The sequence below is a fragment of the Methylobacterium sp. 174MFSha1.1 genome (genome assembly GCF_900116815.1).
Lineage (GTDB): Bacteria > Pseudomonadota > Alphaproteobacteria > Rhizobiales > Beijerinckiaceae > Methylobacterium.
In genome coordinates this window covers 1-22,525 of sequence record NZ_FPCB01000056.1, presented here as the reverse complement: position 1 = coordinate 22,525, position 22,525 = coordinate 1, and the positions used below count along the sequence as shown (strand labels likewise).

Below are 22,525 nucleotides of genomic sequence, written 5' to 3'. Positions count from 1 at the left end.
TGCGGCGAACCCGGGACCGATCAGGTATAGACGCCCGGCGCCGTGGCGGTCGCGAAGGCGCCGTCGCCCGCCTGCACCGCGCGGCCCTCGCCGGCGCCGTATTGCAGGAAATGCTCGAGCGGGTTGATGCCGGCCGCCGCCACGTCGGGATTGGCCGCCAGGTAGGCCTTGGTGTCGAAATTCGCCGAGGGGTCGCGGCCCTCCTTCCAGCCGTATTGCAGGTAGTGCTGGAGCGGATCGATGCCGGCCGCCGCCACGTCGCTGTAGGCGGCCAGATAGCCCTTGGTGTCGAAATAGGCGTTCGGGTCGCGGCCCTCGCGCCAGCCGTACTGGCCGAAATGCGCCTCCGGGTCCTGCCCGGCGAGCAGCACGTCGGTGTTCCGGCTGAGATAGAACAGGTCGTCGACCGCCGCGTTGCCGTCGGCCTGGACGATCGTGCGGTCGGAGAACTCGAACACCTCGGTGTTCTTGACCTCGTCGGTGCCCGTCGATCCACCGAAGGTCACGAGCGAGCCCGAGGAGGCGACCGCCAGGTCGCGGAAGTCGGCATCGAAGACCGCCGTGTCGGTGCCGGCCGCGCCGTCGAGCCGGTCGTTGCCCGGGCCGCCATTCATCCGGTCGTTGCCGACATCGCCGAACAGCACGTCGTTGCCGGCATCGCCGAACAGCGTGTCGTTGCCGGCATCGCCATCGACGAGGTCGTTGCCGGCGCCGCCGCTCACCAGGTCGTCGTCGTCGCCGCCGGCGACGAAGTCGTTGCCGGCCTCACCGTAGACCTGGTCGTTGCCGGCCTCGCCGACGAAGAAGTCGTTGCCGTCGCCGCCGTAGATCGTGTCGTTGCCCGGGTTGCCGGCGGCGTAGTCGTCGCCGTCCTGGCCGTAGATCAGGTCGTCGCCGGCCTCGCCGATGAGCTGGTCGGCGCCGCCGCCGCCATAGACGACGTCGTTGCCGGGCCCGGCGGCGATGTAGTCGATGTCGGCCCCGCCGGTGATGACGTCGTTGCCGTCCTGCCCGTCGATGCGGTTGAAGCCGCCCGGATCGGTGATCGTGTCGTCTCCGGGAAGCCCCAGGATGACGTCGTTGGCGGTTGTCCCGGTGAGGACGTCGTTGCCGTTCGTGCCGAGGATCGTGGCCATGCTTCATCCTTCCGAGGATTGGACAGGAGTTGCGACGGCGCAAAGCTATCAACACCAAACAATCGAACTTTGATTCAGGTTAATCAATGTCCGTTTTCGATCAAAATCAGCATTAGTGCTGACGCCGGGACAGGAATGACTTGAGATGCACGAATATCGACGGCGCAGAATCCTGCGCCGCCGTGCTTGCCATGCAGGATCGAGGGAGGCGCCGCGCCGGCGCCTCCCGGCCGCGGCGGCTCAGGCCGCCTTGCCGGACTTGGATGGGGCGGACTTGGCTCCGCCGGATTTCGTTTCGCCGGATTTGGATGAACCGGACCGGGTGTCGCCGGGCTCGGCGTCGCCTGAGGCGGACGCGTCGCCCTCGGCGTTGAGGCGCTCGGCGAGGTCGGTCAGCAGCTGGTCGGTCTTCTTCTCTTCCTGGAGCGTCTCGTCGAGCAGCCGGGCGGCGTCCTCGTGGCCGAGCTGGAGCGCCCAGGTCTTCAGCGTGCCGTAGCGCGCGATCTCGTAGTGTTCGAGGGCCTGGGCGCACGCCGCCAGCACCGCATCCGCGGCCGGGCCGTCGCCGAAATCCTCCAGATCCTCCTCCATCTCGCTCGTCAGGCCCTGCATCGCCTCGCAGGTCTTGCCGCGGGCGGGCTTGCCGATGATGTCGAAGACCTGCTGGATCCGCTCGACCTGGGTCGCGCTCTCCTCGGCATGAGTCTCGAAGGCCTGCCGCAAGTCCTCGTGTTGCGCCGACTTGGCCGCCTTCTTCAGCGCCCGGACCGATTGCCGCTCGGCATAGTACACGTCCTTGAGCGTCTCGTAGAACGCGTCCTGCAACGTCTTCTGCTTGTTTGCCATGCGCGCGCCTGCCTTGACTTAAGGTCAACTGACCCGATCGCCGGCTCGTCGAACCGAGATCGCAGGCAGAACGCGGGACATCTGGCCGGGGTCCGGGCAGATTTGTGGAAAAATCGAGGGAGCTGTGGCAAACGGGCGAAGCCCGGCCGCAGCACCGGCAGGCGTCGCGCCGCCGGGGCGATCGTCCCCGGCGGCGTGTGGGTTCAGCAGCTCAGCTTGCGGCCCTCGCGGAAGCCGTGGACCTGGAAGTGCTTCTGGCCCGACTGCATCTTGCCGGCGAGCACGGCGCGGGCCACGTCCGGGTTGCAGCGCAGGTACTCGCGCTCGTTGAAGGCGGCCGCGCCGCCACGGTTGCGCTCGCCGTAATCACGGTCGCGAGACCCGTAATCCCGGTCGCGATCACGAGATCCGTAGTCGCGCTCGCGGCCGCGATAATCGTCCCGCCGGCCGTAATCGTCGCGGCGGTCCCGGGAGTCGCGGTCGCGATAGTCGCTGTCGCGGCTGCGGTAGTCGCGATCCCGATAGTCGCCGCGGTCGCGGTAGCCGTAATCGGGGCTGCCATAGGGTTGAGCCACGGCGGTGCCCACCGCGCCGATCAGGGCCAATCCGACGACCGCCATCGTCCCGAGCTTCTTCATCGTTCGTCATCCCCCTTTGCCAGGCGCTTCGTCGCCGCTGCGGAAGCTAGAGCAATCGGGGGCGAAGGGGATAGCGCCGTCATGTCCCGGTGGGGGTGGGTCGTCTGCGTAAGAACTCGTCACGCCCCGTCATAGAGGTGGCAGGCGACGGCCCGGCCCGGCGCCGCCTCGCGCAAGGAGGGCGCCTCGGCGCGGCAGCGGTCGAAGGCGTGCGGGCAGCGGGGGTGGAAGTGGCAGCCCGGCGGGGGCTTGAGCGGCGAGGGCGGCTCGCCCTCCTGGAAGCTCATCGCCACCGGCCGCTCCGGATCCGGCACCGGGGAGGAGGCCTTGAGGAGCTGGGTGTAGGGGTGCAGCGGCTCCTCGAAGAGCGGGCCGACCGGACCGCTCTCCACCACCCGGCCGAGATACATCACGGTCACCCGCTGGCAGAAGTGCCGGACCACGCCGAGATCGTGCGAGATGAACACGAAGGCGAGGTTGCGGGCCTGGCGCAGCGATTCGAGCAGCCGGAGGATCTGCGCCTGGACCGAGACGTCGAGGGCCGAGACCGGCTCGTCGGCGAAGATCAGGTCGGGCCCGAGCGCCAGCGCCCGGGCGATGCCGATGCGCTGGCGCTGGCCGCCGGAGAATTCGTGCGGAAAGCGCGCGGCGGCGGTTGCCGGCAGGCCGACCTCGGCGAGCAGCGCGGCGACCCGCTCCGAGCTTTCCGCCCCGCGGGCGAGGCCGTGGACCCGCAGCGGCTCGGCGAGGGCCTCGCCGATGCGCTGGCGCGGATCGAGGGAGGAGGCGGGGTCCTGGAACACGATCTGCATCCGCCGCCGCAGGCGCCGCAGCGCGCCGGCCGGCGCCGCCAGCACGTCCTGTCCGTCGAACCGCACCGCGCCGCCGTCGGCCTCGGTGAGGCGGAGCGCCACCCGGGCGGTGGTGGACTTGCCGCAGCCCGACTCGCCGACGATGCCGAGCGCTTCGCCGCGCTGGACCGTGAACGAGACCCGGTCGAGGGCGCGCACGAGGCTGGTCTTCGCGATCGGGAAGCCGCGGCGGATGGTGAAGGTCTTCGAGAGGTCCCGGACTTCGAGGAGCGGCGATATCGTGCTCATGCGGCCCTCACCCAGCAGCGCACGGCGTGGTCGGGCGCGCCCGGGAGCGACACGAGCGGCGGGCGCTCGCGGCAGCGCTCCTCGCGGAGCGCGCAGCGGCCCTGGAAGCGGCAGCCCTCCGGCATCTCCGGCAGGGTCGGCACCGTGCCGGGGATCGCCGCGAGTTCCTGCACCCGGTCGACCCGGGGCATCGCCTGGAGCAGGCCCTCGGCGTAGGGGTGGGTCGGCCGGGCGAAGAAGGCGCGCACCGGCGCGCTCTCGACCACGTCGCCGCCATACATCACCATCACCCGGTCGGCGACCGAGGCGACGACGCCGAGATTGTGGGTGATGAGCAGCACCGCCAGCCCCTCGCGGCTCTGGATGTCGGCGAGCAGGGCCAGCACCTGCGCCTGGATGGTGACGTCGAGCGCCGTCGTCGGCTCGTCGGCGATGAGCACGCGGGGCGAGCAGGCGAGCGCCATGGCGATCATTACCCGCTGGCGCATGCCGCCGGAGAACTGGTGCGGATAGGCGTCGATCCGCTCGGCGGCGGACGGCACCCGCACCCGCTCGAGGAGGGCGATCGCCTTCTCGCGCGCCGCCGCCTTCGACAGGCCGCGATGGCGCCGCAGGGCCTCGGCGATCTGGAAGCCGATGGTCAGGACCGGGTTGAGCGAGGTCATCGGCTCTTGAAAAATCATCGCAAGGCGGTCGCCGCGCATCGCCTCGCGCTGGGCTTCCGTCGCCGCCCGCATGTCGGTGCCGTCGACCATGATGGCGCCCGCGGCGACGCGGCCGACCTTGGGCGCCAGCAGCCCCATCACCGAGAGGGCGGTGAGGCTCTTGCCGCAGCCCGATTCACCGACGAGGGCCAGGGTCTCACCCCCGGAGACCGCGAACGAGACCTCGCGCACCGCGTCGTACCAGGTGCCGCCGACCCGGATCTGGGTCGTCAGCCCCTCGACCTTGAGCAGATCGGGTGTGGTCATGGTGCCCCCCGCGGGTCGGTGGCGTCGCGCAGGCCGTCGCCGATCAGGTTGAGGCCGATCATCACGGCGAGGATGGCGAGGCTCGGGAAGATCGACAGCCAGGGCGCGTCGAGCAGGTTGTCGAAGCCCTCGCGCACGATGCTGCCCCAGGTCGCGGTGGGCGGCGGTACGCCGAGCCCGATGAAGGCCAGCGTCGATTCGGTGCGGATCGCGGTGGCGAGCCAGAGGGAGGCCAAAACCACCACCTCGTCGAGGATGTTCGGCAGGATGTGGCCGAACATGATGCGGATGTCCGAGTAGCCCAGCGCCCGGCAGGCATCGACGAAGTCGCGCTGGCGCATGGCGAGCGTCGAGCCCCGGGCGATGCGGATGAAGGCCGGGATGGCGGTGACCGCGATGGCGAGGATCAGGTTGCCGAGGCTCGGCCCCAAGACCGCCACCAGCATCAGCCCCATGATGAGCTGCGGGAAGCTGAGCAGCACGTCGGTGGCCGCGGTGATGAGCCGGTCGGTCCAGCCGCCGAAATAGCCCGCGACCACCCCGATCACCGTGCCGACGACGACGCCGATGAGGGTGGCGAGGAAGCCGACCGAGAGCGAGATCCGGGCGCCCCAGATCACCCGCGAGAGCACGTCGCGACCGAAGAAGTCGGTGCCGAACCAGTGCTCGGCCGACGGACCCATCAGGGCGGCGACCGGATCCTGCTCGTTGGGATCGTACGGCGCGATCCAGGGGGCGAGGATCGCGAGGACGATGACGGCGAGCACCGTGACGGCGCCGATCATCAGGCCCGGCGAGCGGGTGGCCCGGCGCCAGGCGCTCGGGGCGGCGGAGGCGGCACTCGCGCTCATTGGGTCGAGACCCGCGGATCGACGAGGCCGTAGGCGATGTCGGTGAGCACGTTGGCGACCACGATGGCGAAGGCGGAGACGACCATCAGGCCCTGCAGCAGGCTGTAGTCGCGCTGGGTCAGCGCGGTCACGATCAGCTTGCCGAGGCCCGGGCGGTTGAACACGATCTCGGTCAGCACCGCGTTGCCGATCAGCACGCCGAGATAGAGCCCGACCACGGTGACGACCGGGACGAGGACGTTGCGGAGCGCATGGCGCCAGACCACGATCCGGGCCGGCATCCCCTTGGCCCGCGCGGTGCGGACGTAATCCTCGCCCAGCGCCTTCAGCATGCCGGAGCGGGTGACGCGGGTGACGTAGGCGACCATCAGGAGGCCGAGATTGAGCGCCGGCAGCACCAGCGCGCCGAGCCGGTCGAGGATCCCGCCGGTGCGCGGGGTCGAGATCACCGGAAACCAGCGCAGTTGCACGGCGAACGCGATCAGCAGCAGGATGCCGGAGACGAAGGCCGGGAAGGACACGCCGGCAAGCGACACGATGCGGGCGATCCAGTCGGCGACCCCGTCGCGCCGCCGCGCCGCGACCACGCCCAGCGGCACGCCGACCCCGACCCCGATGGCGATGGCGGCCAGCGTCAGCTCGATCGTGTAGGGCAGGACGTGGGCGACGTCCTCCAGCACCGGCCGGTTGGTGGTGAGCGAGCGGCCGATATCGCCGGTGGCGATCTGGCCCATGAAGCTGAGGTACTGGACGACGATCGGCTGATCGAGCCCGAGCTTGCCCCGCAGGTCGGCCCGGGCGGAGGCGCTCGCCTGGTCGCCGAGGATCACGATGGTCGGATCGCCCGGCACCACCCGCACGAGCACGAACACCACGGTCAGCACCGCCACCAGCGTCGGGATCGCCAGGAGGAAGCGCTTGAGGATGAACTGGAGCATGGGCGGGCCGGGGGTTGGAGGGAGGTATCACGACATCGCTGGATGATGCGCGGCTTTTCCCCTCCCCCCTCTGCGGGGGAGGGTGAGCCGGGCGGGAGAGGGGCAGCGCGACGCTGAAGGATGTGGCGCCCTTCAGAATGGTCGCGACCTCTCCGGAAGCGGCGTCCCCTCTCCCGGCTCGCTTACGCTCGCCACCCTCCCCCGCAGAGGGGAGAGGGGATGCACGCGACCGGCCGTGGGAAGCAGGCAAGTCGCGCGCCGGGGGTGACTTACTTCTTGTCCGTCGCTTCCGTGATCACCGGCCCAAGGTGAATCGCGCCCTTGAAGTCGTAGCCGTAATCAACCGTCTTCCTGTGCGCCCAGACCTGCAAGCCTTCCGAGAGTGGCACGGCGCAGACCTGCTCGATGATCTTCACCTGCGCCTCCTTCCACAACGCCTTCTGCTTCTCCGGATCGGGCTCGGTCCGCGCCTTGCGGATCTCGGCATCCGCCGCGTTGCAATGGGAGAAATTGGTCACCGCCGTCGGGGTGGCGACCGTCGAGGCCGAATCGAAGAACTGGGTCAGGTAGGTGTCGGCGACCGGAAAGCGCGCCGCGGCGTAGTAGACCGCGTCCGACAGGTCCTTGCGGATCTGGGCGTGGAAGGTCTGGTGGTCGACCACGTCGAGCTTCAGCTCGATGCCGGCCTTCTTGAGCTGGCCCTGCACGATCTGCATCGCGGTCAGCATGGTCGGCAGGCTGGTCTGGATCGCCGTGATGGTGATCCCGTTCGGGTGGCCGGCCTCGGCGAGCAGCGCCTTGGCCTTGGCGAGGTCGTAAGGAGGCAGCGGCGCCTTGTCGTCGGTGCCGAGATAGCCCTTGGGGATGATCGACACCGCCGGCTCGGTGACGCTGGCACCCTTGAACTGGACGATCTGCGCCTGGCTGATCGCGTGGGCGATGGCGCGGCGCACCCGCACGTCGTCGAGGGGCTTGTGGCTGATGTTGAGATGCAGCAGCGCGAGTTCGGCCGGCCGCACGATGTCGACCGAGACGTCGGCCTCGCGGCCGAACCGCTCGGCCCAGCGCTGGTCCTGGCGGCCGTAGACGATGTCGAGCTCGCCCGAGGTGAAGGCGAGGTCGCGGGCCGCGTCCGCCGGGATCAGCCGGTAGAGGATGCCGCCGAGCTTCGGCGTGCCGCGGAAATAATCGGGGTTCGCGACGAGCCGCACGCTCTCGTTCGGCTTGTACTCGGCGAAGGCGAAGGGCCCGGTGCCGACGGGCTTGAGCCGAAAATCGTTGCCGAGGGCCTCGACCGCCTTGCGGCTCAAGACGTTGCCGCCGTGGTAGTTCGCCACGAGGCCGAGCAGCGACGGCACCGGGTGCTTGAGGGTGATCCGCACCGTGTGAGGATCGACCGCCTCGATGGTGTCGAAGGCGGCGTAGTCGGTCGAGAACGACGAGGTTTTGGGATCCGCGGCGCGCTTCAAGGAGAACACCACGTCGTCGGCGGTCATCTCGCCGTAGCCGCCGTGGAACTTCACCCCTTTTCGCAAGGCGAAGGTCCAGGTGCGGCCGTCCTCCGAGCGGGTCCAGGATTCGGCGAGGTCCGGCTCCAGGGTCTCGAGACTGGTCGAGCCCGGCTTGAACCGCACCAGCCCGTTGAAGATCCAGGACACGACCGGCTTGTCCTGGGTGCTGGTGGCCCGGAACGGATCGAGCTGGCTGACATCGGCCGCGGCCATGCCGATCGTCAGGGTCTTGGTTCCTTGCGCCAGAACCCCGTGTGTCATGGCCGGCCCGGCGGCGAGCAGGGCGGCCGCGGCGAAGAGGAAGCGTCTCATCGTGGTGATCCCCCTGTGGTTCTTCACGCGATCAGTGTTCGATCTCGCCCTCCGACCGGTACGGCCCGCGCCACGCGGCGAAGCGCTCGATCCGGAACGGCTGGAGGGGGGAGGCGGAGCGCCCCTGCGTCACGAGTTCCGCCAGGATCTCGCCGACGGCCGGGCCGAGCTGGAACCCGTGGCCGGAGAAGCCGAAGGCATGAACCAGGCCGGGCGTGGTCGAGGACGGTCCGATGACCGGGATGTGGTCGGGCATCTCGCCGTCGAGGCCGCTCCAGCTGCGGATGATCTGGGCGTGGGCGAGGTCCGGGATCAGCGCCAGGGTCTTTCCCATCGCGCCGAGCGAGGTCGCCGAGACCGGCCGGGCGAGGCCGTCGGCGACGTCCGCCGTGCCGCGCCCGCCGCCGAGGACCACGTTGCCGCGCCGGGTCTGGCGCACGTAGACGTCGCCGCCGACGACCCCGATCGAGCGGGTGACGAGCGGGCTCAGGGGCTCGGTCACCACCATGTTGGGGGAGAGCGGCGCCACCGGGGCGGTCTCGCCGAACCAGCCGGCCACCGCGCCGCCATAGGCGCCGGCGGCGTTGACGAGGTTGCGGCTCTTGACCGTCACCCCCTCGGCCTCGACCGTGAAGCCGGATCCGTCATGAACCGCGTGGCGCACCGGGGCGTGCTCGCGCACCTCCGCCCCGAGGCGGCGGGCGAGCCGGGCGAAGGCCGGCCCCACCACCCGCGGGTTGGCCTGCCCGTCGGTCGGCGACAGCGAGGCGCCGACGACCGCCGGGCCGAGCCACGGCATCTCGGCGCGGAGCGCATTCGGCCCGAGGAGCTGGAGGTCGAGGCCGTGTTCGGCGGCGTCGCGGGCGTAAGCCTCCAGCACCGCCATGTCGGATTCGGAGCGCGCGAGCTTGATGTGCCCGGTCGCCTCGAACCCGACATCCTCCCCGAGCTTGGCGTTCAGCCCGTCCCACAGCACCCGGGCGCGCCGCGACAGCGGCAACTCCGAAAAATCCCGGCCCTGCTGGCGCACGCCGCCGAAATTGACCCCGCTGGCGCCGGCGCCGCACAGGCGCTTCTCCAGGAGGGCCACGGTGAGGCCGGCCTCGCGCAGAGCCACGGCGGCGGCGCAGGCCGCGGTGCCGCCGCCGATGATCGCGACGTCGACGGTGAGGTGCTCCATCAGGCCGGCTCCCGCAGCGGGATCGGCTTGATCGGCGCCTGCCCGCGCAGGCGGCCGACGCTCTCGACCGGCACCCGCAGGTGGTGGGCCAGGATCTCGGCGGCGGCGTGGCCGCAGACCCGGCCCTGGCAGCGGCCCATCCCGGCCCGGGTCAGGGCCTTGAGGCGGTTCATTTCGCGTGCGTCCCGCTCGGTCGCGGCACGCCGCAGGGCGCCCGCGGTGATGCCCTCGCAGCGGCAGACGATCTCGTCGTCGGCGATCCGCTCCACGATGTGGTGCGGGTAGGGGTAGGCGGCCTCGAGCGCGGCGCGAAAAGCCGCCTGCCGGGCGAGTTGCCGATCGAGCCGGGCCTCGCGGGCGGTGTCGCGGGGCCGGCCGAGATCGGCGAGCAGGGTCAGCGCCGTGCGCTCGCCCTGGAGTTCGGCCACGTCCGCCCCGCCGATGCCACTGCCGTCGCCGGCGAGATAGACCTGCGGGTTCGAGGCGCGGCCTTGCGCGGAGCGCTCCGGCTGCCATTGCCGCGTCACCGGATCGAACGCGAAGCGGCAGCCGGCGAGGTCGGCGGCTTGCGCCTCGCTGCGCAGCCCGAACGAGGCCCCGACCGCATCGCAGGCGACCCGATGCCGGCGGCCGCGCGCATCCTCGAAGGACAGAGCCTCGACTTGGCGAGACCCCTCGACCGCGACCGCCCGCACGCCGGAGCGCACCGGCAGCCCGCGCAGGGCGCCGCGCACGGTGTACCAGACCCCCTTGGCCAGGGTCGCCGGCATCGCGGCGAGGCGGGGAGCCGCCCTCACCTTGGCCTTCAGCGGCGTGACGTCGAGCACGGCCACGACCTCCGCCCCCGCCTTGGCGTATTGATGCGCGACGAGCGGCAGGAGCGGCCCGGCCCCGACCAGCGCGACGCGCCGGCCGATCGCCATGCCCTGCGCCTTGAGGGCGATCTGCGCCGCCCCGAGGGTGAACACGCCGGGCAGGGTCCAGCCCGGGAAGGGCAGGGTGCGGTCCATGGCTCCCGTCGCGAGGACCAGCCGGTCGGCCGCGAACCGGTCGTGGCCCTCGGGCCCGAGGCAGTCGAGGTCGAAGCCGTCGGGCTCCCGGCCCGAGATCCCCCACACCATCGTCCCGGGGCGGTAGTCGATCCGCGGCGCCAGGGCGTCGGCGAGATCGTGCAAAGCCTGCGCCCGACCGGCCTCGAAGCCGTAGAGCGCAGCCGCCGGCCGCTCGGCGCCCGGAGGCGGGCGGCGGTAGATCTGGCCGCCGGCGCGGTGGCCCTCGTCGACGAGGAGCGGGCGCAACCCCGCCTCGGCGAGCACCTGCGCCGCCCTGAGGCCCGCCGGCCCGGCACCGACGATCGCGACGACCGGATCAGTCACCGGCGCCTCCCGTGACCACCGCCCCGGTGAGCACAGCCATCCCGGGCTCGACCAGGGTGGTGCAGGCGCGCACGCGCCGTCCATCCGCCAGGGTCACCCAGCAATCCTGGCAGGCGCCCATCAGGCACCAGCCGGCCCGCTCGCCGGGCCCGAACTCGAAGCGGCGGAGAGAGTGCCGGTGCAGCAGGATCGCGGAGAGCAGCAGGTCGCCGGCCTGCGCCTCGACCGCGACCCCGTCGATGGTGAAGGGGACGGCAGGGCCCGGCCGCGTCGCGAGGCGCTGGAACAGCCCGGTCACAGCATGTCCTCGTGCCGGCAGTTGAGCAGCAATTCGGCGACGCTCGCGGTGTTCGGCAGCCGCACCAGCGTCTCGATCACGGCCGCCACGTCCTCCGGCCGGGACATCAGGTCCCGCGGCTGCTTGGTGACGTGCGCCGTCATGTCGGTCTCGACGAAGCCGGGGCAGAAGGCGGTCGCCCGGATGCCGTGCTCCCAGCCCTCGCGCCGCAAAGCCTGGGTCAGGCTGACGAGCGCCGCCTTCGCCATGCCGTAGCCGGCATTGTCGTTGCGCACCCGCTTGCCCGAGAGCGAGGCGATGTTGACGATCCGACCGGACCCCGACGCGACGAGGTGCGGCCAGGCCGCCCGGATCACCCGCATCGGCGCCTTGACGTTGACCGCCATCAGCGCGTCGAAGGCGGTCTCGTCGGGATCGAGGAAGCGGGCCATCGGGTTGATGCCGGCGGCGTTCACCAGCACGTCGATCCGGCCGAACTTTTCGAGCGTGGCCTCGGTCCAGGCTTCGGCGGCGCCGGCCTCCGCGGCGTCGTAGCGGCAGGCGTGCCAGGGGGCGGGGCCTGAGCGGGGATCGCGCAGGCCGGCGCTGATCCGGTAGCCGGCCGAGGCCAGCCGCTCCGCCACCGCCCGGCCGATGCCGCGCGAGGCGCCCGAGACCATCGCGACCCGTCCCGCCGGCTCAAGCATCGCCGCCCCGCTGTCCCGGTGATCGCCGCATGGACGCCATCTCCCCGTTCGCCACCGGAGGATTGATCGTTGCCGTGCCTTGAGCAACACCTATTTCGGCAGGCGAACGATTTTGCCGGCATTCTTTCGCTGGATGAAAATGATGAGCGCAAGCGACGGAATGGACCCCGCCGAAACGAAATCGGCCGACCGATCCGGGCCGGCGCGTCTCGCCGGGCTGCTGCGCCATCTCGGCGAGGCGGGTCCGGGCGGCGCGCGCCTGAGCGTGCTCGCCACTGCGGCCGGCCTGCCGGCGCCGACCGCCCTGCGGCTGCTCCGGTCGCTCGTCGCCGAGGAGCTGGTCGATCTCGATCCGGGCACAAAAACCTACCGGCTCGGCCTCGGGCTCTTTCGTCTCGCCGCCAAGGCCGGCAACCCGCTGGGCCTGCGCGACCTCGCCCGCCCGGCCCTGCTGCGGCTCACCGGGGCGCTCGGCGAGACGGTCTTCCTCCTGGTGCGCAGCGGCTACGACGCCGTCTGCATCGACCGCTCGGCGGGCCCGCTGCCGATCCGCTCCTTCACCGGCGATATCGGCGGCCGGGTGATGCTGGGTCTCGGCCAGGGCTCGCTGGCGATCCTGGCGCACCTGCCGGCGGAGGAGCAGGAGGCGGTGATCCGCTACAACCTGCCACGGATCCGCGAGGCGACGAGCCTGGACGAGGCCTTCCTGCACACCGAGATCGCGCGGACCCGGACCCTCGGCTACTGCGCCGCGGCGTCGGGCCTGATCCCCGGCATGGCCGGGCTCGGCGTGCCGATCCTCGACGGCGAGGGCCGCGCGGTGGCGGCGCTCAGCGTCGGCAGCACGGTCGACCGCCTCGCCGGCGAGCGACGCGAGGCCATCGCCGGCATGCTCCGGCGCGAGGCGGCCGGGATCGCCGCCCGCCTCAACCCCTTCGACGAGACCCTGCGCCGGGCCGGCGCCGCCATGGAGCGCCCGGCGCCGTGACGGCGCACGCGGGCGACGACGCGGTCCCTCAGCCCTTGTAGGCCGCCGGGTCCGGGCTGTCCGTCGGATGCGCGAAGGCCCGCTTCAGCTCCGCCGGCATCGGGAACCGGTAGTTGATCCCCTTCGGCGGAACCGGGGATTCGAACCACTTCCGGTAGATCGCGCCGATCTCCGGGCTGCGGTAGAGGTCGGCCGTGGTCCGGTCCACCACCGCCTTGAACGGCGCGTCGTCGCGGCGGAGCATGATCCCGTAGGGTTCGGGCGGCCCGAACGCCTCGTGGCTGATCGTGTAGGCCGCCGGGTCCTTCGACAGCGCGATCAGGATGCTGAGTTGCACGTCGTCCATCACGAAGGCCGCCGCCCGGTCGGTCTCGAGCAGCAGGAAGGCCTCCACGGTGTCCTTCGCCGTCTGGATGGTGAGGCCGAGCTTGCGCTCGGCGTTCAGCTTGTTGATCTGGACGATGTTGACCGAGCCCGCCACGGACACGACGGACTTGCCCTTCAGGTCGTCGATCGTCTCGATCTTCTGGGCCTTCTTGGACGCGAAGCGGCTCGCCGTGACGAAGTGGGCGTTGGTGAAGGTGACCTGCTTCTGGCGGTCGGGATTGTTCGTGGTCGACCCGCATTCGAGGTCGATCGTTCCGTTCGTCATCAGGGGGATGCGCGTCGACGAGGTGATCGGCAGCATCTCGACCTTGAGATCCGGCGCGCCGACCTCCGTCTTGATCGCATCGACGATCTTGCTGCAGATGTCGATCGTGTAGCCGATATACGCCTGGTTGTTGTCGATGTAGCTGAACGGCGGACCGCCGTCGCGCACGCCGAGGACGATCCGGTTCGAATCCTTGATCTTCTTCAGGGTACCCGTCAGTTCCGCCGCCTGCGCGGGCAGCGCCAGGGCGGACAGGGCGAGAAACAACGCGATTGTCTTCACGTGACGACTCCGGACCGGGTGATTCACCGTGGGTATTCTCCTGTCTCGGCCAACGCCGGCAGCGGGGTGCAAGACCCGCGCCGGGTGTCGCGACCGGCGGCCGAACTGCCTCTGCCGAGAGCCTGCTCGACTTGCTCTATAGCCTCAACACCCTCCGCGTCATTCCGGGGCCGCGAAAGCGGAGCCCGGGATCCAGAACCGCTGACGGTGCAGGATGAAGCAGAACGCTGGTCGCCTTGCCCTGAACCGTCAGCGGTTCTGGATCCCGGGTTCTCGGCTTCGCCGAGCCCCGGGATGACACGGAGGGTGACAAGACTGTTCGTTCAATCGAACAGGCTCCGAGATTCAGCTGTTACTTGGCGACCTTGCCGTAGCGGCCGTCGTAGCGGCCCTCGCCGATCATCCGGAGCATCTCGGCCTCCCGCTCCTCCTGGGCCCGGACGGCCGCGATCAGGGTCGCGGCGATGCCGGGCGGGAAGGTGACGACCCCGTCCGCGTCGCCGACGACGACGTCGCCGGGATGGACGGTCCAGCCGCCGACGGAGACCGGACCGTTGATCTCGCCCGGGCCCGCCTTGTACGGCCCCCGGTGGATCGCCGCCCGCGCGTAGCAGGGGAAGTCCGAGGCTGCGAAGGCGGCGGAGTCGCGGATGGCGCCGTCGATCACGAAGCCCGCGACGCCCCGGCTCTCCGCGATCGCCTTCATGATGTCGCCCACCAGGGCCCGGCTGGTGTCGCCGCCGCCGTCGACCACGAGCACGTCCCCGGGCTGAGCGAGGTTGAGCGCCTGGTGGATCGCCAGGTTGTCGCCGCTGCGGACGCGCACCGTGAGGGCGATGCCGGCGAGCGGGCCCGCGCGGTGGAACGGGCGCAGGCCGACGAGGCCCGGCAGCCGGTCCAGGTTGTCACTGATCAAGGCGGTCGCGACGCCGCGGAACTGATCGACCGCGGCGGCACTGGCGGCGCGGTCCTGGGCGGAGAGGGCGGGGGTGTCGGTCATGGTCGGTTCCTTCCGGTCGGGTTGATGGTCCTCCGCTCCAGGCGCGAGGACGACGAGGAGATCCTTGGGAAGCCGGGCGAGGCGGCGTCAGGCTCCGTCCGCCGCCGCGATCCGGCGCCGCGACCCGCGATGGCGCATCACGCGGGCATACGACATGCGCAGGTGCAGCTGCATCGCGCGCCGGCCGAGCTCGCCGTCGCCGACGCGGGCCGCGAACGTGATGTCCTGGTGGTGATGGAGGCTCTGCGACAGCTCGGACGCCGAGTAGATGAAGAACGACCGCACCACGATCGGCATGTCGATCATCGTCTCCAGGATGGAGCGCAGCCGGGGCGAGCCCGAGAAGTCGAGCAGGGTACGGTGGAACTCCTTGTTCGTCTTCTGGATGACGGAGATCGCCTCGCCGTCGCCCTGCTCGATCGCGAGCGCCATGGTGCGGTTGCTCGCTTCGAGGCGCTCGACGAGGGCCTCGCCGCCGCGCTCGACGGCGCGCTCGGTCGCGTGCGGCTCGAGCAGCATGCGCAGCCGGAACGTCTCCTCGATATCCGCCTCGCTCCATTCCGCCACGTGGATCCCGTGGCCGGCATCCGCCGTCGCGAGCCCGTCCTCGACCAGCCGTTTCAGGGCGGCGCGGACGGGCGTGCGGCTGAGGCCGAATTCCTGCGCGAGCGGCTCCTCGCGGAGGTGGAAGCCGGGCGGGTAATGGCCGCCGACCAGCCTCTGGCGTAGCACGCCGTACGCCCTGTCCTGTCCGCGCGCCATCGAGGCGACCCCTGTCTCGCGATGCCGCCGGACCTTAGCGCCGGGCGCCCGGCGCGGGCAATCGCCCCAGCGACCGGATTTTGTACATATGTTGTACGATTTTCGCCGATATCACGGCCTGTGTCGCCATCGCGTTGACGATATGTATTTTCCTTGTATGTCTAGCCGGAACCGGCGATCCGGGCGAACGACGCGTCGCGCCAGCGGCGCGGGTCCGCCCGGGACAGGCCGGATCGGTGGCGCGCGGGATCCCCATCACCTCGTCCCGCCTCGAACAGAAGTCCCGGTCCAGGGAACGGCGGAGCGCACGGGCTCCGGTCGACGCTTCGATTCTGCGGAGGAAACGCCATGCACACCACCACGGTCGCCGCGGGATCCGCCGCGACGTCCCGGACGACCACCCGCTACCGCTGGGTCGTCATGGGCCTGATCTTCATCGTCTACACGCTGGCGGCGGCGGACCGCGCGAATATCGGCATCGTCCTTCCCTTCGTGAAGAAGGAATTCGCGATGTCCAACACCGAGGCCGGGGCGGTCGTCAGCCTGTTCTTCGTCGGCTACGCGGTGATGCAGATCCCCGCCGGCTTCCTGGTCCGGCGGCTCGGCACCCGGGTCGTGTTCCCGGTCTTCATGCTGCTGACGTCGCTGTTCACGGGCCTCCTCGGCACGTCCGGCTCCGTCCTGGCGCTGAAGCTCAACCGCCTCGCCCTCGGGATCGCCGAGGCGCCGCTGCCCGTGTCGATGCTCTCGACGGTGAACCGCTGGTTCCCGGCCCGCGAGAAGGGCACCGCGGTCGGCCTGTTCCTGGCCGCCGCGAAGTTCGGCCCCGTGATCGTGCCGCCGCTGGGCGCGCTGATCATCGCCACGCTCGGTTGGCAATACGTCTTCTACATCTGCGCCGCACCCGGGATCGTCTTCGCGGTGCTGTGGTATTTTCTGGTCGTCGACGAGCCGGCGCGCAGCCGCTTCGTGTCGGCGGCGGAGGCCGAGCACATCCGCGACGCGCCGTCGTCGCGCCCCGACGCGGCGACGATCGCCGCGGCGCCGCCCGCGCGCCGCTTCGACCGGCTGGATCGCGTCATCCGCGGCCGCCCGGTCCGCCTGATCGCCACCGCCCGAGAGACGTTCCGGTCCGGCAACGTGTGGGGCCTCGCCCTCGGCTACCTGATGATGACCGGGATCATCAACGTCATCCTGGCCTGGCTGCCGACCTACCTGACCACCGTGAAGCAGTTCTCGCTGATGAATGTCGGGTTCGTGGCCTCGGCGCCGTTCGTCGGCGGCGTGCTGGGCAACATCATCGGCGGCTGGTTCTCCGACCGGGTCGTGGGCAAAAGGCGCAAGCCGACCATCCTGATCAGCGCGGTCTCGACCGTGTTCATGATGTATGCGCTGATCCACGCGCCGAACGAGCCGGTGACGCTCGCGATCCTGCTCTTCCTGACCGGCTTCCTGCTGAATGTCGGCTACTCGTCCTTCACCGTCTATCCCGCGGGGCTGACCACCAAGGACGCCTATCCGCTCGCGGTCTCGGTGGTGAATACCGGCGGCCAGGCCGGCGGGGCGCTGTTTCCGTTCCTCACCGGATTGCTGCTCGATGCCTTCAGCTGGGACGCGGTGTTCCTGTTCCTCGCGGCCTCGGCCCTTGTGGCACTCGCCGTGATGCTGCTGGTCGTCGAGCCGGTCGAGGCGGAGGCCGCGGCGGCCCGGTAGGACGCGCGGGGAACGGGCGCGCCGCGCCCTCCCAGACACCACCACGCACGAAAAAACCCTTCCGGCGGAGGACGCCCCCATGTCGATCCACAAGCAGCAAGTCCGGCTCGGCCTCGTCGGCTACGGCGAGATCGGCAGCACCCTCGGCCGCGGCCTGCGGGGTGCCGGCCTGGAGCAGGTCGCGGCCTACGACAAGCACGCCTTCGACGGGCCCTTCGCCGGCCTGATCCAGAGCCGGGCGCGGGAGGCCGGGGTCACCCTGGTGCGCTCGACCCAGGAACTGGCCGACGCCGCGGACCTGATCGTCGGCGTGACGCCGGGCTCGGTCTCGCTGGAGAGCGCCGCGGCCCTCGCAGGGTGCCTGAGCGCGAGGCACGTCTTCTCGGATTTCGCCTCCGCCACGCCGACGATCAAGCTCGGGGTCGCCGAGCGCCTGGCCGGGAGCGGCGCCTGCGTCGGCGACGGCTCGATCGAGGGCACGCCGCGCAACGGCTACGCCATGCCGATCCTCGTCAGCGGGCCCTCCGGCGAGCGGGTGCGCGATCTCCTCGTCCCCTGGGGCATGACCATCGCCTTCGTCGGCGACCGGCTCGGCACCGCGTCCGGGATCAAGATCCTGCGCTCGGTGCTGCTCAAGGGAATCGAGGCGCTGACGGACGAGATGATGCTCGCCGCGCGCCATTACGGCGTCGACCAGGCGGTGCTCGCCTCGGCCTGCAAGACCCTGGCGCGGCCCTGGATGGACACGGTGGAGGCGCTGATCCCGTCGGGCGTGATCCACGCCAGGCGCCGGTCGGAGGAGCTGGAGATGTCGGCCGAGGCGGTGGCCGATGCCGGCATCGATCCGGTCATGGCCCGGGCGGTCGCGGCCCGGCTGCGCTGGAAGGCGGATCTCGGCCTCAAGGAGACGCTGAACGGCATAGAGCCCGCGACCGCCGAGGCGGCGTTCGACGCGATCGTCGGCGCGATGGCGGCGCGCTGACGCGCCCAGGCCGCGGGTCGGCGGGACGAGCGGCGCGACGCGGGTGACCGGGTCGGACGGCAATGTCCATGAGACGACGCCGCGCGACGAGCCCCCGTCCGGAGCGCGACGATCCCGCCGGCTGGTTGCGGACGCGCCACCAGTTTCAGGCTGCGCATCCCGGCGCGCAAGATGCCTGGATTTTCTTTAGACTGGCTCGCCGATGAGGTCGCTGGGCCTTGAATATCGAATATGATCTATATTTTATTAGTGATTTGGCCATTCCTAAGTACAAAAAACGGTGAAAATAATAATTCTATTTTTCTTATTAATTTTTCTATATTATTCCTTTAATGTAATAAAATTTTCGTGTGCGATCGAAATATCAAGTTATATCATATTTTTCTGCCGTCTTGCACACTCCGAAAATATTCAAATGCACACGCTAGATTAGTAAGCTGAAGATATAGATAAAATGTTACGTTAAATATTTATTAACCATAGTTCGTTTAAAGGTAATATCGAACGGAAGACATATCCGATTTCCTCAGGAAATTTTGGGCGAGCGTTGAGACGATGACCAGCCTGCTGACCAACAACGCCGCGATGACGGCGCTGACCACGCTCAAGTCCATCAGTCTGAGCCTCGACACGACCAGCAACCGCGTCTCTACCGGCCAGCGCGTCTCGGCCGCCTCGGACAACGCCGCCTACTGGTCGATCGCCACCACGGTCCGCACCGACAACGCCTCGCTCTCGGCGGTCAAGGACTCCCTCGGCCTCGGCTCCTCGGCCGTCGACACCGCCTATAACGGCGTCAACAACATCATCACCTCCCTGCAGAACCTGCGCACCAAGCTGCAGACCGCGCTGCAGCCGGGCGTCGACCGCTCGAAGGTCCAGACCGAGATCGCCGCCATCCAGAACCAGATGAAGTCCGTCGCGGACTCGTCGGTGTCGAGCGGCCAGAACTGGCTGTCGGTCAACTCCTCCGAGTCGGGCTACACCGACATCCGCTCGGTGGTCGCCGGCTTCTCGCGCGACAAGACCGGCAACATCAACTTCTCGACCGTGAACGTCTCCACCGCGGCCATCCGCCTCTACGATGCGGGGACCGGCGGCACCCAGGCGACCACGGCCCTGTCGGTAGGCAGCGCGCCGGTCCCGGCCACGATCGACTTCAGCGGCGCTGCCGACGCCTCCTTCACCATCAAGGCCGGCGGCGCCGGCGGCACCGCCAACACCATCACGCTCACGAAGGCGACCCTGACCTCGGCCGTGGCGAACATCGCCTCGGTCACGCGCCAGGAATTCGTGAACGCCATCAACAACCAGATCGCGGCCTCGGCGAACAACGCCGGCAAGGTCCGGGCGAGCCTGGACGGCTCGGGCCGTCTGGTCTTCGAGAGCACCGCCACCGGCGCGACCAACGCCAAGCTCGACCTCACGATGGGCGCCTCCGCGACCGTCAACTTCGGCTACGGCGCGGCCTCCACGGTGATGACCCAAGTGGTCGGCGCCGACGCCTCGGCCGGCGCGGCCGGCGGCATCCTGGACTCGGGCACGGCGGGCAACTCGATCGCCACGCTCTACGTCTACAACGCCTCGGGTGCGGCGGACGACGCCTCGATCAAGGTGGCGATCAACCGGGTCGAGGCGGCGATCGCGAAGGTGACGGATGCGGGCACCAAGCTCGGCGCCAACAAGACGCAGATCGACGGCCAGAAGAGCTTCATCGACACGCTGATGAAGGTGAACGACCGGACGATCGGCACGCTGGTCGACGCGGACATCGAGGAGGAGTCGACCCGGCTGAAGGCGCTGCAGACGCAGCAGCAGCTGGCGGTGCAGGCGCTCTCGATCGCCAACTCGGCGAGCCAGAACGTGCTGTCGCTGTTCAAATAAGGCATAGTGTTGCGCGACACGGGTCATTTGTGACTGTTGGCCTGACGCGGACGTAGCGGATGCGCCACCGGCCCGGTGGCGGAAGGCAATGAAGACCGGGATCCTGCCGGCGCCGGTGGGGTCGCACGCAACCCGGTGGATCGGCTGTGGCGGATGCCTTGTTCCAATCCCGTTCCGGGGCGGAGGGGCCCGCCTCGCACCGCAAGGACCGGCGCAGGCAAGGCCGGCGACGGTCCTTGGTCGATGGTCGGCGACTGCCGGACCGGCTCGGTGCCGCACGCTCCATATGTCGCTCACAAAACTCCCGCTGACCGCCGTGGTGGCGATAGCGCGGCGGGAGTTTTGTGAGGTGCGCTCGAACAGGGCCTCCAAGTCGTGTCCAATGGTGGCAGGAATTTTTCGCCGGCATCATGACAACTTTATGATGTTTCCAGTCCAGACCTTCGAAATCGAAGACCGTTCCGAGATCAGGGCCGACGCCGTTGATGGCGATCCCCGGCTTGTGTTGCCTGACGCCTGTCGCGCGTCAGCCTGCCGCCGGGCGTCGTCCCGTGCCGCGGGCTGCGCGACGCAGATCAGCGCGAGACACATGTAGGGTGCAACGCAATCGTGGAAGCCGGCCACTACCGTCCGGCGGCAGCGATCGTTCGCATCCAGTGCCCGAAGATGCCGATTCGGTCGTTCGAAGTGCCCCTCAGTCCGATCGCTTCGCTCGGAGTCATGCCGAAGGCGGCTTTGAACGCTCGACTGAACGACGTCGCATCCGTGAAGCCAAGCGTGGATCCGATCTCGGAGACACGGACGGACGTGTCGGCGCTAGGGTCGAGACTCAATCATCACCAGAACGCGATAATGGCGGCCAGTGCGAGAGCCGAGGCGAAGTTGCGGGCGAGCTTGTCGTCGCGTGTGGCGATGCGTCGGAAGTCCTTGAGGCGGCAGAAGACCGTCTCGACCCGCAGCCCGAGCGCGGCCCGGATTTCATCGCGGTGGTCGCTGGCACTCAATTCGATAGAGACTGCGACCACCAGGATATTTTCCTCTGCGTTCCATAAACCCGCGCAATGCGTCTCACGCAGGCGCGATTTTTAGCCATGTGGCACACGCGCACTTGATCAGTCGTGCCATTCATATATGGCCAATCACAGTGCACGCATCTTTGACATTTTCGACTCAGAAGGCGAGATATTGTTTTGATTTTTGTTTATTGTAATGCAATATATGCATGACGTGTCCATCATAAATCATAATGATTTGTCGAGAGCCGCATTCTGCTATCACTCACGAAACATTGGAGCAGGTTCGGGTGGCGGGACACCACCCCGCGGGCATCATGGAGCGTGCGTGGGTCACGCGAAAAAAGCCCTGCTGTCGATAGCGGGGAAAACCGAAACAAGGGAGAGCAAATTGACGTCTGAAACACAACCAACCTTTCATGCATCAAGTGTATACCCCCTTACCTATCATGGGAATAACAAATTTTATGTAGGAAGGGGAAGCTCTAAACTGCCTATTGCGATCACAGACGATGATTCAGTATTTGGTGATACCAGCGGAGATATAATAAATTATACGAGAGGGGATTTCAGTCAAAACGGCATTTACTTTGGCAAGACGAGCGACGATAATGGAATCGTAATCTACGATTCCGTAAACTCAAGATATCTCCTTTTTTCGAATTCTTATTATGCGGACAATACGCCTTTAACGATAAGTAGAGATCCCTTGATCGTGTGTTTCAAGGTTGGCACGATGATTAGAACTTCTGAAGGCGACATGCCGGTCGAGCGCCTCGCCGTCGGTGACCTTGCCGTCACAACCTCCGGCGAGCAGCGCGCGATCCGCTGGATCGGCCACCGCACCATCGACTGCCGCAACCATCCCAATCCGCTCGCCGTCCTGCCCGTCCGCATCGGCAAGGACGCTCTCGGCCCGAACAAGCCCGCCCAGGACCTCTGGGTCTCCCCCGGACACGCCATCTGCCGGGACGTGGACGGCGAGGCGCTCATCCCCGCCTCCGCCTCGTCAACGGCGCCGCCGTCACTCAGGTCCCGGTCGACACCGTCACCTACTGGCACGTCGAACTCGACAGCCACGACCTGCTCGTCGCCAACGGCCTGCCCGCCGAGAGCTACCTCGACATGGGCAACCGCCGCTTCTTCGCGCAGGGGTCGGTCGTCGACCTCGCGGCACTCCCCGATGCGGATGCCGCGTCCCGCACCCATGCCGATTTCTGCCGGCCCTTCGTCGGCAAGGGTCCGCTCGTCGACGAGGTCCGTGCTCGCCTTCGCACCCGGGCCCTCGAGAACGGCTGGACGCTCGAGCAGAACGCGATCGCCGAGCTCCATGTCGGGGTCGGCGGGCAGGTGATCCACCCGGTCCTGGACGGCGCGACGGCGCGGTTCCGGTTGCCGGCGGGTTG

20 protein-coding genes and 2 pseudogenes are annotated in these 22,525 nt (G+C 68.9%); 5 read left to right on the top strand and 17 right to left on the bottom strand.

Annotated features, from left to right (window positions below; translation table 11 throughout):
- Positions 1–20 precede the first annotated feature (20 nt).
- The 12 genes from BM430_RS31210 to BM430_RS31155 form a co-directional block, all read right to left on the bottom strand.
- Positions 21–1,136 carry a calcium-binding protein gene (locus BM430_RS31210; protein ID WP_093571102.1) on the bottom strand — a complete coding sequence of 372 codons (1,116 nt, stop codon included), beginning with the start codon at positions 1,134–1,136 and terminating at the stop codon, positions 21–23.
- Positions 1,137–1,376: 240 nt separating this feature from the next.
- Positions 1,377–1,982, bottom strand: a complete 606-nt coding sequence (locus tag BM430_RS31205) for a YciE/YciF ferroxidase family protein (RefSeq protein WP_093571101.1) — start codon at positions 1,980–1,982, stop codon at positions 1,377–1,379.
- 203 nt (positions 1,983–2,185) lie between these two features.
- Positions 2,186–2,620 carry a hypothetical protein gene (locus tag BM430_RS31200; protein WP_093571100.1) on the bottom strand — a complete coding sequence of 145 codons (435 nt, stop codon included), beginning with the start codon at positions 2,618–2,620 and terminating at the stop codon, positions 2,186–2,188.
- A gap of 119 nt (positions 2,621–2,739) precedes the next feature.
- Positions 2,740–3,720: an ABC transporter ATP-binding protein gene (locus tag BM430_RS31195; protein WP_093571099.1), complete on the bottom strand. Its 981-nt coding sequence runs from the start codon at positions 3,718–3,720 to the stop codon at positions 2,740–2,742.
- Positions 3,717–4,691 carry an ABC transporter ATP-binding protein gene (locus tag BM430_RS31190; RefSeq protein WP_093571098.1) on the bottom strand — a complete coding sequence of 325 codons (975 nt, stop codon included), beginning with the start codon at positions 4,689–4,691 and terminating at the stop codon, positions 3,717–3,719. Before BM430_RS31190 ends, BM430_RS31195 begins: the two co-directional genes overlap by 4 nt.
- A complete protein-coding gene (locus BM430_RS31185) occupies positions 4,688–5,542 on the bottom strand; it encodes an ABC transporter permease (RefSeq protein ID WP_093571097.1) in 855 nt (284 codons plus the stop codon). Before BM430_RS31185 ends, BM430_RS31190 begins: the two co-directional genes overlap by 4 nt.
- The gene (locus BM430_RS31180) at positions 5,539–6,480 is read right to left on the bottom strand and encodes an ABC transporter permease (protein ID WP_093571096.1); all 942 of its coding nucleotides are present in this window, start codon (positions 6,478–6,480) and stop codon (positions 5,539–5,541) included. Before BM430_RS31180 ends, BM430_RS31185 begins: the two co-directional genes overlap by 4 nt.
- Positions 6,481–6,749: 269 nt before the next feature.
- Complete coding sequence (locus BM430_RS31175; protein WP_093571095.1) at positions 6,750–8,303, bottom strand: ABC transporter substrate-binding protein; 1,554 nt, start codon at positions 8,301–8,303, stop codon at positions 6,750–6,752.
- A gap of 31 nt (positions 8,304–8,334) precedes the next feature.
- The gene (locus BM430_RS31170) at positions 8,335–9,483 is read right to left on the bottom strand and encodes an NAD(P)/FAD-dependent oxidoreductase (protein ID WP_093571094.1); all 1,149 of its coding nucleotides are present in this window, start codon (positions 9,481–9,483) and stop codon (positions 8,335–8,337) included.
- Entirely contained in the window at positions 9,483–10,859 is a 1,377-nt protein-coding gene (locus tag BM430_RS31165; RefSeq protein WP_244539750.1) for an FAD/NAD(P)-dependent oxidoreductase, read from the bottom strand. Before BM430_RS31165 ends, BM430_RS31170 begins: the two co-directional genes overlap by 1 nt.
- Complete coding sequence (locus BM430_RS31160; protein WP_093571110.1) at positions 10,852–11,157, bottom strand: (2Fe-2S)-binding protein; 306 nt, start codon at positions 11,155–11,157, stop codon at positions 10,852–10,854. The genes BM430_RS31165 and BM430_RS31160 overlap by 8 nt, the downstream gene beginning before the upstream one ends.
- Positions 11,154–11,843, bottom strand: a complete 690-nt coding sequence (locus BM430_RS31155) for an SDR family NAD(P)-dependent oxidoreductase (RefSeq protein WP_093571092.1) — start codon at positions 11,841–11,843, stop codon at positions 11,154–11,156. Before BM430_RS31155 ends, BM430_RS31160 begins: the two co-directional genes overlap by 4 nt.
- A 160-nt stretch (positions 11,844–12,003) precedes the next feature.
- Between BM430_RS31155 and BM430_RS31150 the strand changes: the two genes are divergently transcribed.
- On the top strand, positions 12,004–12,831 hold the full coding sequence (locus tag BM430_RS31150; RefSeq protein ID WP_093571091.1) for an IclR family transcriptional regulator: 828 nt from the start codon (positions 12,004–12,006) through the stop codon (positions 12,829–12,831).
- A gap of 28 nt (positions 12,832–12,859) precedes the next feature.
- Here BM430_RS31150 and BM430_RS31145 read toward each other — a convergent pair whose 3' ends face one another.
- The 3 genes from BM430_RS31145 to BM430_RS31135 form a co-directional block, all read right to left on the bottom strand.
- Complete coding sequence (locus tag BM430_RS31145) at positions 12,860–13,765, bottom strand: amino acid ABC transporter substrate-binding protein (RefSeq protein ID WP_093571090.1); 906 nt, start codon at positions 13,763–13,765, stop codon at positions 12,860–12,862.
- A 352-nt stretch (positions 13,766–14,117) separates the two neighbouring features.
- The gene (locus BM430_RS31140; RefSeq protein ID WP_093571089.1) at positions 14,118–14,765 is read right to left on the bottom strand and encodes an RraA family protein; all 648 of its coding nucleotides are present in this window, start codon (positions 14,763–14,765) and stop codon (positions 14,118–14,120) included.
- Positions 14,766–14,852: 87 nt separating this feature from the next.
- Positions 14,853–15,527, bottom strand: a complete 675-nt coding sequence (locus BM430_RS31135; RefSeq protein ID WP_093571088.1) for a GntR family transcriptional regulator — start codon at positions 15,525–15,527, stop codon at positions 14,853–14,855.
- Between the two features lie 348 nt (positions 15,528–15,875).
- On the opposite strand from BM430_RS31135, the gene BM430_RS31130 reads away from it, so the two are divergent.
- The 3 genes from BM430_RS31130 to BM430_RS35645 all read left to right on the top strand — a co-directional run bounded on the left by BM430_RS31130 (position 15,876) and on the right by BM430_RS35645 (position 20,106).
- Positions 15,876–17,240 carry an MFS transporter gene (locus tag BM430_RS31130; protein ID WP_093571087.1) on the top strand — a complete coding sequence of 455 codons (1,365 nt, stop codon included), beginning with the start codon at positions 15,876–15,878 and terminating at the stop codon, positions 17,238–17,240.
- A 79-nt stretch (positions 17,241–17,319) separates the two neighbouring features.
- Entirely contained in the window at positions 17,320–18,222 is a 903-nt protein-coding gene (locus BM430_RS31125; RefSeq protein WP_093571086.1) for an NAD(P)-dependent oxidoreductase, read from the top strand.
- 555 nt (positions 18,223–18,777) lie between these two features.
- Complete coding sequence (locus tag BM430_RS35645) at positions 18,778–20,106, top strand: flagellin N-terminal helical domain-containing protein (protein WP_093571085.1); 1,329 nt, start codon at positions 18,778–18,780, stop codon at positions 20,104–20,106.
- Between the two features lie 836 nt (positions 20,107–20,942).
- On the opposite strand, the pseudogene BM430_RS34335 reads toward BM430_RS35645, so the two are convergent.
- Together BM430_RS34335 and BM430_RS34955 are read right to left on the bottom strand one after the other, a co-directional pair.
- A pseudogene (locus BM430_RS34335) lies at positions 20,943–21,062 on the bottom strand (IS5/IS1182 family transposase); the annotation flags it as partial.
- A gap of 745 nt (positions 21,063–21,807) precedes the next feature.
- Positions 21,808–21,984: a hypothetical protein gene (locus BM430_RS34955; protein WP_177303227.1), complete on the bottom strand. Its 177-nt coding sequence runs from the start codon at positions 21,982–21,984 to the stop codon at positions 21,808–21,810.
- A 260-nt stretch (positions 21,985–22,244) separates the two neighbouring features.
- Here BM430_RS34955 and BM430_RS35420 point away from each other — a divergent pair.
- Positions 22,245–22,525 (top strand): annotated as a pseudogene (locus BM430_RS35420) (hypothetical protein); the annotation flags it as partial.